This window comes from Paractinoplanes brasiliensis, from assembly GCF_004362215.1.
GTDB lineage: Bacteria > Actinomycetota > Actinomycetes > Mycobacteriales > Micromonosporaceae > Actinoplanes > Actinoplanes brasiliensis.
Window position 1 is genome coordinate 1,444,925 of record NZ_SNWR01000001.1, and the last position, 15,466, is coordinate 1,460,390.

The 15,466-nt window shown below is 69.8% G+C and carries 16 protein-coding genes and 1 pseudogene; 4 read left to right on the top strand and 13 right to left on the bottom strand.

The annotated features are described in order from the left end of the window. Positions 1-175 precede the first annotated feature (175 nt). Positions 176-1,078, top strand: a complete 903-nt coding sequence (gene ypfJ, locus C8E87_RS06090; protein WP_133872164.1) for a KPN_02809 family neutral zinc metallopeptidase — start codon at positions 176-178, stop codon at positions 1,076-1,078. Here ypfJ and C8E87_RS06095 read toward each other — a convergent pair. Then, the gene (locus C8E87_RS06095) at positions 1,075-1,710 is read right to left on the bottom strand and encodes an acVLRF1 family peptidyl-tRNA hydrolase (RefSeq protein ID WP_133872165.1); all 636 of its coding nucleotides are present in this window, start codon (positions 1,708-1,710) and stop codon (positions 1,075-1,077) included. The genes ypfJ and C8E87_RS06095 overlap by 4 nt on opposite strands. 23 nt (positions 1,711-1,733) lie before the next feature. Here C8E87_RS06095 and C8E87_RS06100 point away from each other — a divergent pair, with 23 nt between their 5' ends. Continuing rightward, positions 1,734-2,411 (top strand): DNA alkylation repair protein, encoded by a 678-nt coding sequence (locus tag C8E87_RS06100; protein ID WP_239080584.1) that lies wholly within the window; start codon positions 1,734-1,736, stop codon positions 2,409-2,411. A gap of 15 nt (positions 2,412-2,426) precedes the next feature. Here the strand turns inward: C8E87_RS06100 and C8E87_RS06105 are convergent, their stop codons facing one another. Further along, complete coding sequence (locus tag C8E87_RS06105; RefSeq protein WP_133872166.1) at positions 2,427-3,029, bottom strand: LysE family transporter; 603 nt, start codon at positions 3,027-3,029, stop codon at positions 2,427-2,429. A 249-nt stretch (positions 3,030-3,278) separates the two neighbouring features. Here C8E87_RS06105 and C8E87_RS06110 point away from each other — a divergent pair, with 249 nt between their 5' ends. Beyond that, positions 3,279-3,974, top strand: coding sequence for a histidine phosphatase family protein (locus C8E87_RS06110; protein ID WP_133872167.1), 696 nt, complete (start codon positions 3,279-3,281; stop codon positions 3,972-3,974). Between the two features lie 84 nt (positions 3,975-4,058). Here the strand turns inward: C8E87_RS06110 and C8E87_RS06115 are convergent. The 8 genes and pseudogenes from C8E87_RS06115 to C8E87_RS06150 form a co-directional block, all read right to left on the bottom strand. Then, positions 4,059-4,382 (bottom strand): annotated as a pseudogene (locus tag C8E87_RS06115) (metal-sulfur cluster assembly factor); the annotation flags it as partial. Positions 4,383-4,399: 17 nt separating this feature from the next. Continuing rightward, positions 4,400-4,861 (bottom strand): Fe-S cluster assembly sulfur transfer protein SufU, encoded by a 462-nt coding sequence (sufU, locus tag C8E87_RS06120; protein WP_133872168.1) that lies wholly within the window; start codon positions 4,859-4,861, stop codon positions 4,400-4,402. Further along, positions 4,858-6,081, bottom strand: coding sequence for a cysteine desulfurase (locus C8E87_RS06125; RefSeq protein ID WP_133872169.1), 1,224 nt, complete (start codon positions 6,079-6,081; stop codon positions 4,858-4,860). The genes sufU and C8E87_RS06125 overlap by 4 nt, the downstream gene beginning before the upstream one ends. Positions 6,082-6,098: 17 nt before the next feature. After that, a complete protein-coding gene (gene sufC / locus C8E87_RS06130) occupies positions 6,099-6,860 on the bottom strand; it encodes a Fe-S cluster assembly ATPase SufC (protein WP_133872170.1) in 762 nt (253 codons plus the stop codon). Beyond that, the gene (locus tag C8E87_RS06135) at positions 6,857-7,189 is read right to left on the bottom strand and encodes a Rieske (2Fe-2S) protein (RefSeq protein ID WP_133872171.1); all 333 of its coding nucleotides are present in this window, start codon (positions 7,187-7,189) and stop codon (positions 6,857-6,859) included. The genes sufC and C8E87_RS06135 overlap by 4 nt, the downstream gene beginning before the upstream one ends. Then, positions 7,186-8,316 carry a Fe-S cluster assembly protein SufD gene (gene sufD / locus C8E87_RS06140; protein WP_133872172.1) on the bottom strand — a complete coding sequence of 377 codons (1,131 nt, stop codon included), beginning with the start codon at positions 8,314-8,316 and terminating at the stop codon, positions 7,186-7,188. Before sufD ends, C8E87_RS06135 begins: the two co-directional genes overlap by 4 nt. Positions 8,317-8,320: 4 nt before the next feature. Then, positions 8,321-9,742, bottom strand: coding sequence for a Fe-S cluster assembly protein SufB (gene sufB / locus C8E87_RS06145; RefSeq protein WP_133872173.1), 1,422 nt, complete (start codon positions 9,740-9,742; stop codon positions 8,321-8,323). Continuing rightward, positions 9,739-10,488, bottom strand: a complete 750-nt coding sequence (locus tag C8E87_RS06150; RefSeq protein WP_133872174.1) for a helix-turn-helix transcriptional regulator — start codon at positions 10,486-10,488, stop codon at positions 9,739-9,741. Before C8E87_RS06150 ends, sufB begins: the two co-directional genes overlap by 4 nt. A 107-nt stretch (positions 10,489-10,595) precedes the next feature. Here C8E87_RS06150 and C8E87_RS06155 point away from each other — a divergent pair, with 107 nt between their 5' ends. After that, complete coding sequence (locus C8E87_RS06155; RefSeq protein WP_203720908.1) at positions 10,596-11,549, top strand: COX15/CtaA family protein; 954 nt, start codon at positions 10,596-10,598, stop codon at positions 11,547-11,549. A gap of 988 nt (positions 11,550-12,537) precedes the next feature. On the opposite strand, the gene C8E87_RS06160 is transcribed toward C8E87_RS06155, so the two are convergent. From C8E87_RS06160 to C8E87_RS06170, 3 genes are all read right to left on the bottom strand, one after another. Continuing rightward, positions 12,538-13,437, bottom strand: coding sequence for an ATP-grasp domain-containing protein (locus tag C8E87_RS06160; RefSeq protein WP_133872176.1), 900 nt, complete (start codon positions 13,435-13,437; stop codon positions 12,538-12,540). A gap of 1 nt (position 13,438) precedes the next feature. Further along, entirely contained in the window at positions 13,439-13,732 is a 294-nt protein-coding gene (locus tag C8E87_RS06165) for a hypothetical protein (protein WP_133872177.1), read from the bottom strand. Between the two features lie 520 nt (positions 13,733-14,252). Then, positions 14,253-15,206 (bottom strand): heme o synthase, encoded by a 954-nt coding sequence (locus C8E87_RS06170; RefSeq protein WP_133876662.1) that lies wholly within the window; start codon positions 15,204-15,206, stop codon positions 14,253-14,255. Positions 15,207-15,466: the final 260 nt, after the last annotated feature.

Consider the following 15,466-nt stretch of genomic DNA (forward strand, 5'->3'; position numbering starts at 1 on the left):
CACACGAAAACGCCGACGCGAGGTGTTCTCCGGGTCGGCGCGGGACAGGTCAGTCTTCGCAGAGCAGCACCCGGCCATACTACCGGGCGGGTCCGGCTACCTCCCAACCGATTAACGATCAAGATCATCGGGTACCCAGCGCACACCCTTCGCCGCACGGCCCAGTGAGGATGAGATGGAACTCAACGAGAACGCCGACATCGATACCAGTCAGGTCGAGGACCGGCGGGGCTCCGGCGGCGGTGGCGGCGGCCTGGGCGGGCTGCCCATCCCGATCGGCGGCGGCGGCCTCGTCGGCATCATCATCACGATCGTGATCGCGGTAGCCGGCGGCTACTTCGGCTTCAACCAGCTCGGCGGCGGCAGCGAGACCGGCGACAACACGAACATCACCCAGGAGTGCTCGCAGCAGGGCGCCCTCGACAAGCTCGAGTGCCGCAACGTGCTCTACATCAACTCGATCCAGGCGTACTGGCGGACCGCCACGCCCGAGAACTTCAACATCGAGTACCAGCCGGCCAAGACGGTCATCTTCTCGCAGCGGGTGAACACGGCCTGCGGCGCGGCCGACTCGGGCGTCGGGCCGTTCTACTGCCCCGCCGACAACAACGTGTACATCGACCTGACCTTCTATCAGGTGCTGTCCAAGCAGCTGGGCGCGCCGGGCGAGTTCGCCCAGCCGTACGTGCTGGCCCACGAGTACGGCCACCACATCCAGGACATCACCGGCACCGAGGCCAAGATGCGCCGGGCCCAGCAGGGCGCCTCCGCGTCGGAGAAGAACGCGCTGTCGGTCAAGCTCGAACTGCAGGCCGACTGTTACGCCGGCGCGTGGGCCAAGGCGGCCACCGCGACCACCGACCAGGACGGCGACAAGATCTTCAAGAGCCTCACCCAGCAGGACATCCAGGAGGGCATCCAGACGGCCGGGCAGATCGGCGACGACGTCCTGCAGAAGCGCGGCGGCAACCCGGTCAACCCGGAGGAGTTCACGCACGGCACGGCGGCGCAGCGGCAGCAGGCCTTCAGCAAGGGCTACGAATCGGGCTCGCCCAAGAGCTGCGCGACGTCGTTCTAGGCGGGTTCTTTCACCAGCACGGATACGGCACGGGCCCCGGCGACCGCGGACACCAGAACCGCGTGCCGGGGCTCGGGCACATCCAGGAACCGGTCGGCTCGAATGGCAGCGAGCGGAGCCAGGGACGGGGCGGACAGAATCGCCTCCACCGCGGCGCGATCGCCGCCGGTGACGAGCACGGTCAGATCCCGTACGGAGGGAAGAAGAATGCGCCCCACAATGCCGGCGCCATCGGCAGCGGCCGCCTTCGCCTGATTGTCGCGGCGGCGCGCGAAACGTTGCTGCGACCACCCGCCCGCCGCCGTGCGCCCCTGCACGTAATTCCGGTCCACCTTGGAATCCACGAGCTCGGCGCCCACGGCGATGCCCGCCGCCACTGCCCCCTTGCGCGCGAGCAGAAGCCCCATCCGGCGGGGTCGCCGCGCGATTTCCATGAGCTCGGCGATTGTTTCCGCCTTCCCCGCGCCGGGCGGCGTGTGCCAGGTCGCCGTCGCCCCGTCCTCGGCGGTCAAGGTCAAACCCGTTTCCCGGTACGCCCCGTGACGGCGCTCGAAGTTCTCCAGCCATCGCGGCAGCCGCTCCGGCGCGACATCCACCCATTTCCCGCCGCCCGCGGCCGCCCGTTCACCCATTCCTGTCACACTACGGTGGCAGGATGCGCGGCATGAACGACCTGCTGGCGCGCCTCGACGAACACTTCCGGCCGGCCGCCGACCCGGAACGCGCGACGGGCATGGCGGCGTACATGAAAAACCGGTTCGAGTTCCTGGGGCTGCCCGCTCCCGTCGTGCAAAAGCTGGCCAAGGCGGCACAGGCCGGGCTGCCGCGTCCCTCCGAAGACGAGTTGCGCACCATCGCGCTCGAGTTGTGGGCCCGCCCCGAGCGCGAATACCAATACGTGGCGTGTTCCTACCTGATCCGCCACGTCGACGTGCCCGGCCCCGGGTTCATCGCGACGGTGCGCGAACTGGTGACCACCAAATCGTGGTGGGACACGGTCGACCCGCTCGCCACCCGGTTCACCGGCGGCCTGGTGAAACGGCATCGCCCGCTGGCCGAGGTGATGGACGAGTGGTCGGGCGACGAGAACAAGTGGCTGATCCGCGTGGCGATCCTGCATCAGCTGCACTACGGCGCCGGCACCGACGAGGAACGGCTGTTCGCCTATTGCGCGGCCCAGGCCGGTCACCGCGACTTCTTCGTTCGCAAGGCCATCGGCTGGGCGCTCCGGCAATACGCCCGTACGGCGCCCCACGAGGTCCGGAATTTCGTCGAGTCGCACCGTTCGCTGCTGTCCGGTTTGTCGATCCGGGAAGCAACCAAACACCTCTGACCGCTCGCATCCCCGTCAGGCGGGCAGGATCAGGCGAACCGCCAGGTAGGCGATCACCAGGCTGGAGACCAGGGCCGTCACGGCCCTCCCCCGTGGTCCGGTCAGCCACCGGCCGACCAGCGAGCCGCCGCCCGCGATCGCCAGTTGCCAGCTGGCCGAGGCGAGCAGCACCCCGAGGACGAACAGCACTCCCCCGCCCTCGCCGCCCCGGCCCAGCACCAGCGCGGCGAAGTACACGACGGTGGCCGGGTTGAGCAGGGTCAGGCCGAGCACGCCCAGGTAGGCCCGCCACGGCGTGGCCGGTCGTCGATCGACGGCGGCGACACCCGGCTTGCGGAAGGCGGCCCGCGCTGTCACCGCGGCGATGGCCAGCAGGACGACGGCCGCCACCCAGCGCAGCGGCGCGGCGATCGGGGCGATCAACCCGGCGACGGCAGCGCCCCCGGCCACCGCGATTGCGGCGAACACCCCGTCGGCGGTTGCTGCGCCCAAGCCCGCGGCCGCGCCCACCCGCAGCGAGGTGCGGGCGCTGAGCCCGGCGATGAGCACGCCGATGGCGCCCATGGGCAGCGCGACTCCGTAGCCGGCGGTGACACCGGCCAGAAACGCCGCGCTCATGACAGCTGCTGAGGGACCGCCGTTCCGCTGAGGACACGCTGCTGCTGTCGCGGGGCCCGATCGGCCGCGGCGACAGGGACAGCGGGATGCGTGTACGGCTTGGTCACGCCCTCATGGTGCCGCCGCCGTCGCCACCGCGCGACCCAATTACCGCGCCACCCAGCGGGCACGAGCCGCCACCTGGCCGGGGCGCCGCCGCAGACATACCGAGCGAGTTTCACGGGCGCGTGACGGGTTAAAGTGCCGATCATGGGTGTGGTTGCCGAACTTGTCCTCGTCCGGCACGGGCAGAGCCTAGCCAACGTCGCCTTCCCCGCCGCCGACGCCGACGACCTGCTCGAGGCCGAGGTCAGCGGCCGCGACGCCGAGGTCCCGCTGACCGAGCTCGGCGAGAAGCAGGCCCGCGCGCTCGGCGAGTGGATCGGGACGCTGCCCGAAAACGAGCGGCCCCAGGTCGTGATCACCTCGCCGTACCTGCGGGCGCGCGAGACGTGGCGGCTGGCCGCCGAGGCAGCCGGCGTCGACCTGCCCGAGCCCTCCACCGACGACCGGCTGGTCGACCGGCTGCTGGGCGACCTCGAGATGCTGACCCGGGCCGCGGTCACCCAGCGCTTCCCCGGCGAGGCGCAGCGCCGTGCCGAGGCCGGCGAGTACCGATACACCCCGCCCGGCGGTGAGTCGTTCGCCGACATCGAGGTGCGGCTCGGCTCGTTCCTCGACGACCTGCACCGCGACCACGCCGGCGAACGCGTCGTCGTCGTGGCCCACGACGCGGTGGTCCTCATGATGCGGGCCGTGATCGAGCGCCTGACCTGGGACCAGGTGCTGGCGGCCGAGCGGGAGGCGGGCAGCGTCCGCAACGCCTCCCTGAGCCGCTTCGTCGACGTCGACGGCCGGCTGGAGCTGGCCTACTACAACTCGGTCGACCACCTGCCCACCGACTGAGCCGGCAGGTCAGGCCTTGCCCCAGGCCCGGAACTCGATGCGTTCACGTCCATGCCCGGCTTCCAGCAACGGGGGACGAGAAAATCAGACGTTGAACCCGAGAGCCCGCAACTGCTCGCGGCCGTCGTCGGTGATCTTGTCGGGGCCCCACGGCGGCAGCCACACCCAGTTGATGCGGAAGTCCTTGACCAGGCCGCCGCCCGGGCCGGTGGTCAGCGCCGCACGGGTCTGGTCCTCGATGACGTCGGTGAGCGGGCAGGCCGCCGAGGTGAGCGTCATGTCGAGGGTGGCCACGTTGTCGTCGTCGACATGAGTGCCGTAGACGAGACCGAGGTCGACGACGTTGATCCCCAGCTCGGGGTCGACGACGTCCTTCATCGCCTCTTCGATGTCGTCGATGGACGCCTTGGAAACGGCGGAGTCAGTCATGCCTTCACCCCTGAGGAAGAAACGTCAACACCAGCGCGAGCCGCCGCGTCCTTGAACGCCATCCACGGCAGCAGCGCGCACTTCACCCGGGCCGGGAACTTGGCCACCCCGGCGAACGCTACCCCGTCGCCGAGCACGTCCTCGTCCGGTTCGACCTGGCCACGCCCCTGCATCAGCTCCACGAACGCGTCGTGAATTCCCGCCGCCTCGGACACCGTGCGGCCGGAGAGCAGCTCGTGCAGCACCGAGGCGGAGGCCTGGCTGATCGAGCACCCCAGCCCGTCGTACGAAATGTCCGCGAAACCACCGTCAGCAGCGGCGACCCGTACGGTGATCTCGTCGCCGCACGTGGGATTGACGTGATGCGCCTCACCCTGGAACGGGTCGCGCAGCCCACGCCCGTGCGGGTGCTTGTAGTGATCCAGGATGATCTCCTGGTAGAGCCCGTCGAGCATCATCCGAACACCTTCCGGACCTGGTCGAGGCCGCGGGCGAGGGCGTCGATCTCGTCCGTGGTCGTGTAGAGGTAGAACGACGCGCGGGTCATCGCCGGCACCCCGAACCGAACGCAGGTCGGCTTGGCGCAGTGATGACCGACCCGCACCTCGACACCGAGCGCGTCGAGGATCTGGCCGACGTCGTGCGGGTGCACCCCGTCGAGGGCGAACGACAGCGTGCCGCCGCGGCCCTCGGGGGTGGCCGGCCCGAAGATGCGGACACCCGGCACGTCGGTGAGGGTCTTGAGCGCGTACGCGGTGATGTCCTGTTCGTGCTGGTGGACGGCCTCCATGCCGAGCGCGCTCAGGTAGTCGACGGCCACCCCGAGACCCACCGCCTCGGCGATCGGGGGTGTGCCCGCCTCGAACCGGGCCGGCGGCGCGGCATAGGTCGTGCCGTTCATCGTGACCGTCTCGATCATCGAACCGCCGGCCAGGAACGGCGGCATGGCGGCCAGCAGCTCGTAGCGGCCCCAGAGCACGCCGATGCCGGTCGGCCCGAGCATCTTGTGGCCGGTGAACGCGATGAAGTCGGCCCCGAGCGCCCGCACGTCGACCGGCAGGTGCGGCACCGACTGGGAGCAGTCGAGCATCACCAGCGCGCCGGCCGCGTGGGCCTCGGCGATGATCGGCGCCACGTCGTTGATCGTGCCGAGCACGTTCGACATGTGCACCACCGACACGATCTTCGTACGCTCGTTGATCAGGCCGTCCTCGGGACGGAGCCGGCCCTCGTCGGTCACGCCGAACCAGCGCAGCGTGGCGCCCGTACGCTCACACAGCAGCTGCCACGGCACGATGTTCGAGTGGTGCTCCATCTCGGAGATCACGATCTCGTCGCCCGGCTTGAGGGCGAGGTGCTGCCCCAGCGAGTGGGCGACCAGGTTGATCGCCTCGGTCGAGTTCTTGGTGAATACGATCTCGTCGGGGGTGCCCGCGTTGACGAAGGCCGCGATCTTGCCGCGGGCCTCCTCGTACGCCGACGTGGCCTCGGTGCCGAGCGTGTGCACCGAGCGGGACACGTTGCCGTTGTGCCGCTCGTTGTGCAGGCGCATGGCCTCGATCACCTGCGAGGGTTTCTGCGAGGTGTTCGCGCTGTCCAGATACACCAGCGGGTGGCCGTTGACCTCCCGCGTCAGGATCGGGAAGTCGGCTCGGACCCGGGCCACGTCGAACGTCATTGTCCTGTAATCCCCCGTCAGACCCGGGCGCCCACGTAGCGCTCGTAACCCTCGGCCTCGAGCTGCTCGGCGAGCTCCGGCCCACCCTCCTGCACGATCTTGCCGGCGACGAAGACGTGCACGAAGTCCGGCTTGATGTAGCGCAGGATGCGGGTGTAGTGGGTGATCAGGAGCAGGCCGGTGTCGCCGGTCTCGCGCACCCGGTTGACGCCCTCGCTGACGATCCGCAGCGCGTCGATGTCGAGGCCCGAGTCGGTCTCGTCGAGGATCGCCACCTTCGGCTTGAGCAGCTCCAGCTGCATGATCTCGTGCCGCTTCTTCTCGCCGCCGGAGAAGCCCTCGTTCACGTTGCGCTGCGCGAACGACGGGTCCATCTGCAGCTTCTCCATGGCCGTGCGCAGCTCGCCCGCCCACGTACGCAGCTTGGGCGCCTCGCCCTCGATCGCGGTCTTCGCCGTACGCAGGAAGTTGGCCACCGAGACGCCGGGCACCTCGACGGGGTACTGCATGGCCAGGAAGAGCCCGGCCCGGGCCCGCTCGTCGACCGTCATGTCGAGGACGTTGGCGCCGTCCAGCGTCACCGAGCCACCGGTGATCTCGTACTTGGGGTGGCCGGCGACGGAGTAGGCCAGCGTCGACTTGCCCGAGCCGTTCGGACCCATGATGGCGTGGGTCTCGCCCGCCTTCACGGTCAGGTCGACCCCGGCCAGGATCGGCTTCAGCTCGCCCTCGGGCAGCTTCACCGACACCTGCAGGTCGCGGATCTCCAGGGTGCTCACGGGTTTACTCCATTACTCGGGGTCGTCGATACATAGATGTCGCCGTCGCGGATCTCGACGGGGAAGGTCGCCACCGGGGAGAACGCGGGCGGGCCGCTCGGTTCCCCGGTGCGCAGGTCGAACCGGGAGCCGTGCAGCCAGCACTCGAGCGTGCACCCGTCGATCTCCCCCTCGGAGAGCGGGACCGCGGCGTGGGAGCACTCATCGCGTACGGCGTAGAAGTTGTCGTCGTCGGCGTGCACCACGGCGATGTCGACGCCGTCGACCTCGACCGAGATCACCGTGCCCTTGGCGACGTCCGCCGCCGCGCCGACGAGTTCGAAGGTCATGAGGAGTACTCCGCCAGACGTGACTCGATGGCGTCTCCCAGCCGCTCGCGCAGCTCCTCGACCGGGATCTTGTTGATCAGCTCGACGAAGAACCCGCGCACCACCAGCCGGCGCGCCTCGGCCTCGGGAATGCCGCGCGCCATCAGGTAGAACAGCTGCTCGTCGTCGAAGCGGCCGGTCGCGCTGGCGTGCCCGGCGCCGACGATCTCGCCCGTCTCGATCTCGAGGTTGGGCACCGAGTGGGCCACCGCCCCGTCGGTCAGGATCAGGTTCCGGTTGATCTCGTACGTCTCGGTGCCCGTCGCCGCCGCGCGGATGAGCACGTCGCCGACCCAGACGGTCTGCGCCGACGCGCCCTGCAGGGCGCCCCGGTAGCCGACGTAGCTGCGGCAGTCCGGCACCGAGTGGTCGACCAGCTGGCGGTGCTCGAAGTGCTGGCCGGCGTCGGCGAAGTAGAGGCCCCACAGCTCGGCGTCACCGCCGCGGCCGGTGTACTCGACCGAGGTGAACTGGCGGACCAGGTCGCCGCCCAGGGCCACCTGGACGTGACTGGCGCGGGCGTCGCGGCCAAGGCGGATCCGGACGTGCTGCGCCTGCACCGCGCCGGCGTCCCAGTCGGCGATCGTGACGAAGGTCAGCTGAGCGCTGTCGCCGACCACGACCTCGATGTTGTCGGCCAGGGTGGCCGTGCCGGTCTGCTCGAGCACCAGCGTGACCTTGGCGAACGCGCCGATCTTGACGAACGTGCGCGCGGCCGCGGCCTCGCCGCCCTTGCCGACCAGCCGGATCACGACGGCCTGCTCGGGCTCGGTCTCGGGTGCGACCTCGATCAGCGTCACGCCGTCGGACGAGCCGTACGCCAGGGCGCTGATCCGGTCGAACGGCGTGAGCACCGGCTCGACCGTCGCCCCGGCGGTCACGCTGACACCGGCGGGCAGCTCACCCGTCTCAAGCTGCGGCGCGGTGCCGGTCAGCGCCGTGGCGGTGACCAGCTCGCGCAGCCGCTTGATCGGGGTGAAGCGCCACTCCTCCTCCAGGCCGTTGACGGCCGGGAACTCGGTGACGTCGAACGACGACAGCACCTGCGACTTGGTGCTGGGCGGGGCAATCGTGGTTTCCGTGGTCATGGTTTTAGCCGACCGCGCCTTCCATCTGGAGCTCAATGAGACGGTTCAGTTCGAGGGCGTACTCCATCGGCAGCTCCTTGGCGATCGGCTCGATGAAGCCGCGCACGATCATCGCCATCGCCTCGTCCTCGGAGAGACCGCGGCTCATCAGGTAGAAGAGCTGGTCCTCGCTGACCTTGGAGACGGTCGCCTCGTGCCCCATCGCCACGTCGTCCTCGCGGATGTCGACGTACGGGTAGGTGTCCGAGCGGGAGATCGTGTCGACCAGGAGCGCGTCGCACTTGACCGTGCTCTTGGAGCGCGACGAGCCCTCCAGCACCTGCACGAGGCCCCGGTACGACGTGCGGCCGCCGCCCCGGGCGATCGACTTCGAGACGATCGTCGAGGAGGTGTGCGGCGCGGCGTGCACCATCTTGGCCCCGGCGTCCTGGTGCTGGCCCTCGCCGGCCATGGCCACGCTGAGCACCTCGCCCTTGGCGTGCGGGCCGGTCATGTAGACGGCCGGGTACTTCATCGTCACCTTGGAGCCGATGTTGCCGTCGATCCACTCCATGGTCGCGCCCTCTTCGCAGGTGGCGCGCTTGGTGACCAGGTTGTAGACGTTGTTCGACCAGTTCTGGATGGTCGTGTAACGCACCCGGGCGTTCTTCTTCACGACAATCTCGACGACCGCGGAGTGCAGCGAGTCCGACGAGTAGATCGGCGCGGTGCAGCCCTCGACGTAGTGCACGTAGCTGCCCTCGTCGGCGATGATCAGCGTCCGCTCGAACTGGCCCATGTTCTCGGTGTTGATCCGGAAGTAGGCCTGCAGCGGGATCTCGACGTGCACGCCCTTCGGCACGTAGATGAAGGAGCCGCCCGACCACACCGACGTGTTCAGCGCGGCGAACTTGTTGTCGCCGACCGGGATGACGGTGCCGAAGTACTCCTTGAAGATGTCCTCGTGCTCCTTGAGGGCGGTGTCGGTGTCGAGGAAGACGACACCCTGCTCCTCGAGATCCTCACGGATCTTGTGGTAGACGACCTCGGACTCGTACTGCGCGGCGACGCCGGCCACCAGGCGCTGCTTCTCGGCCTCGGGGATGCCCAGCCGGTCGTACGTGGCCTTGATGTCCTCGGGCAGATCTTCCCAGCTGGCCGCCTGCTTCTCGGTCGAGCGCACGAAGTACTTGATGTTCTGGAAGTCGATGCCGGTGAGGTCCGCGCCCCACGACGGCATCGGCTTGCGGTCGAACAGCCGCAGGCCCTTGAGCCGGAGGTTGAGCATCCACTCGGGCTCGTTCTTCTTCGCGGAGATGTCGCGCACCACGGCCTCGGACAGACCGCGCTGAGCCGCGGCGCCCGCGACGTCGGCGTCGGCCCAGCCGTACTCGTACTTGCCCAGGGCGGCGAGGTGCTCTTCCTGAGTAGCGATCTGGTCGGTCATTTATTTGTCCTTAGTGTGGCTGTCTTCATTCCGTTTTTGGGCGGCGGCGGGCTGGTTGGACGGGGGATTCCTGGGATGTGCGTGGTGCACACCCCATCGCCGTGCGCGATGGTGGCGAGACGCTGGACGTGCGTGCCGATGAGCCTGGAGATGACCTCGGTCTCGGCGTCGCAGAGCTGAGGGAACTCGGCGGCCACGTGCGCCACCGGGCAGTGATGCTGGCAGAGCTGCCCGCCGGTCGCGATCGTCGACGCGTTGGCAGCGTAGCCCTCGGCGGTCAGCGCCTCAGCGAGCGCCTCCGCCCGGGCCATCGGGTCGTCGCCGGCCTCCTCGAGCGCGGCGCGGCACCTCTCCTCGAGCGCCACCACCTGGGCCGACGCGAAGGCGGTGACGCCCTCGGGACCGTGCTGCTGAGCGATCCAGCGCAGCGCGGCGGTCGCGATGCCGTCGTAGAAGTGCGGGAACGACTCGCGGGCGGCGGCCGTGAGCACGAACGTCTTGGCCGGGCGGCCGCGGCCACGAGGACCGGAGTTGCGGACCTCACGCGCCTCGACCAGGCTCTCGGCGAGCATCGCGTCCAGATGCTTGCGGATCGCCGCCGGGCTCAGCCCGAGACAGGCGCCGAGCTCGGCCGCGGTGGCCGAACCCCGCTCCAGCAGCAGCTGGGCGACCCGGTCACGGGTGCGTCCGTCGGATGCGGTGGCGGACGCCACAGCCCCGGTCCGGATCAGCACCTCGTTTTTCACTACGCCAACGTTACGTATTTCCGCGGAGGCCCGCAAACCGGCCCCCCGGTGATCCATACCACCGCGGCGCGGGAGCGGCCACTTTCAAGATCAATTGCCTGCGTACGATGACCGGGGTGAGGTTCCTGCCGTTGCGCCCTCTGGCCCTGGCGTCCCTGGTCGCCAACATCGCGCTGATCGTCACCGGTGCGGCGGTCCGCCTGACCGGCTCCGGTCTGGGCTGCCCGACCTGGCCCCGGTGCACCGACGAGTCGTACACGACCACCGCCGAGATGGGCGTGCACGGGGTCATCGAGTTCGGCAACCGGCTCCTCACGTTCGCGCTCGGGATCATCGCCGTGGCTTGCGTGGTCGCCGCCCTGCTGGAACGCCCCCGCCGCCGCTCCCGGGTGCTGCTGAGCGTCGCCGTGCTGTTCTACATCCCGCTGCAGGCCGTGATCGGCGGCATCACGGTGCTGACCAACCTCAACCCGTGGGTGGTCGGCCTGCACTTCCTGGTCTCGATCGTCATCATTGCCTTCGCGTACGCGTTGTGGCGGCGCAGCGCCGAGGGCGACGGCCCGCCCGTCCCGCTGGTGCCCCGCCCCGTCAACCACCTCGCGTGGGTCCTGACAGCGGCCTCGGCGGCGGTGATCGCCCTCGGCGTGGTGGTGACCGGCAGCGGCCCGCACGCCGGCGACCTCGACGCCAAGCGCAACGGCCTCGACCCGGCCACGGCCTCCCAGGCCCACGCCGACGTGGTGTTTCTACTGATCGGCCTCACGGTCGCCCTGATCTTCGCGCTGCGGGCGATCCAGGCCCCCTCAACCACCGTACGGGCGGCGATCGTCCTGCTGGTCGTCGAGCTGGCCCAGGGGCTGATCGGCTTCGTCCAGTACTTCACCCACCTGCCCGTCGTGCTGGTCGGCATCCACATGCTCGGCTCCGCCCTGGTCTGGACGTCCACGCTCGCGGTCGTGTGGTCGCTGCGCTCCCGCCCCCTGGAGCCGGCCACACCCGCGGCCCAGCCCGCCGTGCCCTTGCCCACGGCCGCCGAAGAGCCGATCGCCACCTCGCGCTGAACCGCTGCTTCCCGCCCCACGCAGCCGCCGCCCCTCGACCCGGCTCACTGTCCACAGCGCCGGGAAATGCGTCGCCCGCCCCCGGCACGTCGGCCCTCTTCCCGGCACCCCCGATGCGACTGGCCCACTGACATCTCGCTGACCGGTCAAACGCTCTGACCTGCACCTCCGTCGATGCCGCCTGTGGATAACCGCGTGTCGTCCACAGAGGGCAACATCGGTCCGCCGTTGATCGGTTCGCTTCGGCACGCTGTTCGCATGGCACACGAAAGCTCCATTGATCGCAGCAGCCGCGACGGAAACCGGCTTCCCCGAGCGCCCACTCGTTCTCGCCCCGAGGCGCGCGCGGCACCGGGCCGATCCGCTCGCCCGGTCGCCGCCTGACCGCTTCCTGCGCGGCCGGCCACTACCAGCCACCGCTCAGCGGCCGGCCGACGCTCGGCCGGCCGCTGAGACTCCGGCGAGCCGCCAAGACCAGGCAAGCCGCTGAGACTCGGCAGGGCTGCCGATCCCGGGTCCCGTCAACCCCGGATCGACTCCCGCGAGCCCTGCCGACCGGGTGGCGCCCGCCTCGAGCCGAAGGCACCCGGCAATCACCGATCGGCTCGGCGGGCGTCACCCGCCCGTCCCGGCGCACCCCATGGCGTCGAGGCCGCCACGCCACGTCGCCATGGCCGCGCGGGCCTCCGCCAGGGCGCCGCCGCGCCGGGATTCCGAGGAAAGCACACAGCAGAGAGAAGGTGGGCCTAAGGAGAACTCATCGACGCGGGCGGCCGCAATCCTGTGTCCCTGCCGCGGTCGCCCGTCACCCAGGCGCGGGTGGTGGCTTCTCTCTCTCCGGCCACCACCCGCCGCCGGACGCGTCGAGGCCGGGACCGCGGAAGCTCGGCCCTCCCGTTGCTCAGCCGGCCAAGGCCACACGGTCGCCGCAGGCACACGCGCTCAGAGGCGGATGGCCGCTCGGGTCCGCGCGGCCACCATGGTGGGGTCAGAGGCGGATGGTGATGGCGTCGGAGAGGCGCTGGGCCGCGCCGTCGGACTCGCGGAGGAAGAGGCTGGGCTCGGTCAGTTCGAGTTCGACCAGGAGCGGGTCGCCGCCGGGGCCTGGAATCAGGTCGACCCGGGCGTAGAGCAGGCGCTCGGGGCCGCCGGGGACGTGGGTGAGCACGCGTTCGGCGGTGTGCCGTTCGGCCGGGGTCGGCGTGCGGGGGTCGATCGTCTCGCTGCCGGGCTTGATGGTGCCGTCGTCGGGGCCGGTGAGCATCGGACCCTTGCGGACGGCGTGGCTGAACGTCAGGGCGCCGGTCGCGTCGGGCAGGCAGATGAGCGCGGTCTCGCCGAACTCGTCGACCGCGGACAGGTAGGGCTGCACCATGGCGGTGCGACCGGCGGCCGTCAGGCGGGCCACGTGGGCCTCCGCCAGGGCCCGCTGGCCGGGCAGGCGGTAGCGGCCGGTGTCCTGGCTGGCCGCGCTGACCGTGGGTTTGACGACCCACTCGCCCTCGGTGGGCGGGGTCCACTGCCGGCCGGGGGCCACGAACTCGGTCGGGGTCACCGGCAGGCCGGCGCCGGCGAGTTCGCCGAGGTAGCGCTTGTCGGTGTTCCACTCGAGGACGTCGGCCGGGTTGAGCAGCCGGGGAACGCTGTGCGCCCAGGCGATGAACTGTTCCCGGCGGGGCACGTAGTCCCACGGTGAGCGGATCACGGCCAGGTCGTAGGAGCCCCAGTCGGCGGTGGCGTCGTCCCAGCGGACGGCCTCCGCCTCGACGCCGCGCTGCCGTAGGAGGTCGCGCAGGTCCTGGTCGTCCTGGTAGAGGTCCGGGAAGAGGTCGCAGGTAACGAGAGCGACCCGGGAGTGATCCCGGGTCGCTGGGGGTCGGGGGGTCACATCAGCGGGCCATGCTCCGGCGCGACATCGAGCGCCAGAGGTCGTTGCTGGGGCGCATCTGCTCCATGAGCTCGCGCTCCCACTCGTTCTCGACCTCGACGCCGGCGCTCTCACACGCCTTGCGGGCAACCATGGTGTCGTCGGCGAACTGGTCGGACCACTCGCCGTCGTGGCCGACGAGGACGATGCGGGCACCACGCTTGCCGACGTACTCGATGACCGCCTTGGCGCCCCCGTGGCCGGCGGCGAAGGACTTGATCCCCGCGGTCAGTGTCGTATCGGAACCTTGAGCCATGACGGGAAGAGTAAGCACGCCGGTGCCGTGGGCAAGTACCTCGACAGGCCATTTGTGAGACGAATTACCTGCGGTTTAACCTTTGAGCGCATCGGTATATGGCGACATATCCGATTCGTGAACATCAACGAATTTCCGTCGATCGAGTGACGGACAGTAACCAGCAATCGGACATTGTTGGTCACCTTGTGCGACACCCGTAACCGACGGCCGACATAGATGAGAAGGCGCTGAGAACCGGCGCCGGCCCGGCTGCGACGAGGCCCTGGACACCGGTTCAGAAGGCGCGAATCCCGGCACAGCGCACAGGACGCACGGAAGGGGACGCCGAGCATGGAACACGCTCGGGCGCGCATCGTCCGGAGAGCCGCCCGACTCACCCGGTCCGCAGATCACGCCGACGCCGAGCGTGGCCGGGCCCGAAACGGCGGCGACCGGGGGTGGGAAGCGGGCCGGCCGGAAACAGCGGCGCGCCCGGCACCGCGGAGAGCGGGCGGGCGCGCGAGGCCGTGCCGGAGGGTCAGATGAGGGCGTCCACCGCGACCGCGATGAACAGGATGGTCAGATAGGTGATGGACCAGTGGAACAGCCGCATCGGCTTGGCCGGCTGCCCGGCCGAGGTGCGACGGGCCAGCAGCACCGCCTCGGCCAGGAAGGCCGCACCGGTCAGGACGGCGGCCACGCCGTAGATCCAGCCCAGGCCCAGCGGCCAGGCGACGAGCGAGGACGCCACGGTGAGCACTGTGTAGAGCAGGATCTCGAAGTTGACCCGGCCCACCGAGCGGACGACCGGCAGCATCGGCACGCCGGCCCGCGCATAGTCGTCCTTGTACTTGATGGCGAGCGCGTAGAAGTGCGGCATCTGCCAAAAGAAAACAACCGCAAAAAGCGCCCATCCCAGCGGGGCCACGGTGCCGGTCACGGCCGCCCAGCCGATGATCACGGGGGCCGACCCGCAGATGCCGCCCCAGAACGTGTTGGCCGGGGTGCGGCGCTTGAGCCAGAGCGTGTAGACGACGTCGTAGTAGAAGATGGCTCCGGCCGTCAGCGCCGTGGCCAGCCAGTTCGTGAAGACCGCCATCAACGCGACCGAGATCACGGCGAGGGTCAGCCCGAAGACGAGCACCGACCTCGGGGTGACCGTGTTGGCCGGCAGCGGCCGCCGCTTGGTGCGCCGCATGACCTGGTCGATGTCGCGGTCGATGTAGCAGTTGAGCGCGCTCGCGGCGCCGCCCGCCATCGCCCCGCCGATCAGCACCACGGCGAGTGTGCGCAGGTCAGGCCACCCGCCGGCGGCCACCATCATGGCCGGGACGGTCGTCACCAGCAGGAGCTCGACGATTTGCGGCTTGCACAGCGCCAGGTAGGCGCGGAACAGGGTTACGACATCGCGACGCGTCTCGGGGACAGCCGCGTCCGCGGCCTCCTCAGGAACGCCGGGCGCCCGTCCTGCGACGGAACGCTCGGTGATCATGCTCACGGACTGCCACCTTCCGGCTTCGGCACTAGCCAACTCGCGACCCTGGCCGGCGCCAGCCGGCGGCACGCCGGGACAGCCTACGCTCAGCCATCTGCGCTGCTCTGGCCACCCTTGCCGGGTGCAGGCCGTCACACGTCGTGTGTCCGCTCTCAGCGTATGGGCCTCGGGCGTTCCCCCGGCGCGGGTTTAGCGCAAGTGGATAGGGTCAAGCTCAAAAGAGGTTCTACCGAAACCATGCCCCGAGGAGCACAACC

Coding starts and splice junctions, on each gene's coding strand:
- ypfJ (WP_133872164.1), top strand. CDS start 176: ATGGAACTCAACGAGAACGCCGACATCGATACCAGTCAGGTCGAGGAC.
- C8E87_RS06095 (WP_133872165.1), bottom strand. CDS start 1,710: ATGGGTGAACGGGCGGCCGCGGGCGGCGGGAAATGGGTGGATGTCGCG.
- C8E87_RS06100 (WP_239080584.1), top strand. CDS start 1,734: ATGCGCGGCATGAACGACCTGCTGGCGCGCCTCGACGAACACTTCCGG.
- C8E87_RS06105 (WP_133872166.1), bottom strand. CDS start 3,029: ATGAGCGCGGCGTTTCTGGCCGGTGTCACCGCCGGCTACGGAGTCGCG.
- C8E87_RS06110 (WP_133872167.1), top strand. CDS start 3,279: ATGGGTGTGGTTGCCGAACTTGTCCTCGTCCGGCACGGGCAGAGCCTA.
- sufU (WP_133872168.1), bottom strand. CDS start 4,861: ATGATGCTCGACGGGCTCTACCAGGAGATCATCCTGGATCACTACAAG.
- C8E87_RS06125 (WP_133872169.1), bottom strand. CDS start 6,081: ATGACGTTCGACGTGGCCCGGGTCCGAGCCGACTTCCCGATCCTGACG.
- C8E87_RS06135 (WP_133872171.1), bottom strand. CDS start 7,189: ATGACCTTCGAACTCGTCGGCGCGGCGGCGGACGTCGCCAAGGGCACG.
- sufD (WP_133872172.1), bottom strand. CDS start 8,316: ATGACCACGGAAACCACGATTGCCCCGCCCAGCACCAAGTCGCAGGTG.
- sufB (WP_133872173.1), bottom strand. CDS start 9,742: ATGACCGACCAGATCGCTACTCAGGAAGAGCACCTCGCCGCCCTGGGC.
- C8E87_RS06155 (WP_203720908.1), top strand. CDS start 10,596: ATGACCGGGGTGAGGTTCCTGCCGTTGCGCCCTCTGGCCCTGGCGTCC.
- C8E87_RS06165 (WP_133872177.1), bottom strand. CDS start 13,732: ATGGCTCAAGGTTCCGATACGACACTGACCGCGGGGATCAAGTCCTTC.
- C8E87_RS06170 (WP_133876662.1), bottom strand. CDS start 15,206: ATGATCACCGAGCGTTCCGTCGCAGGACGGGCGCCCGGCGTTCCTGAG.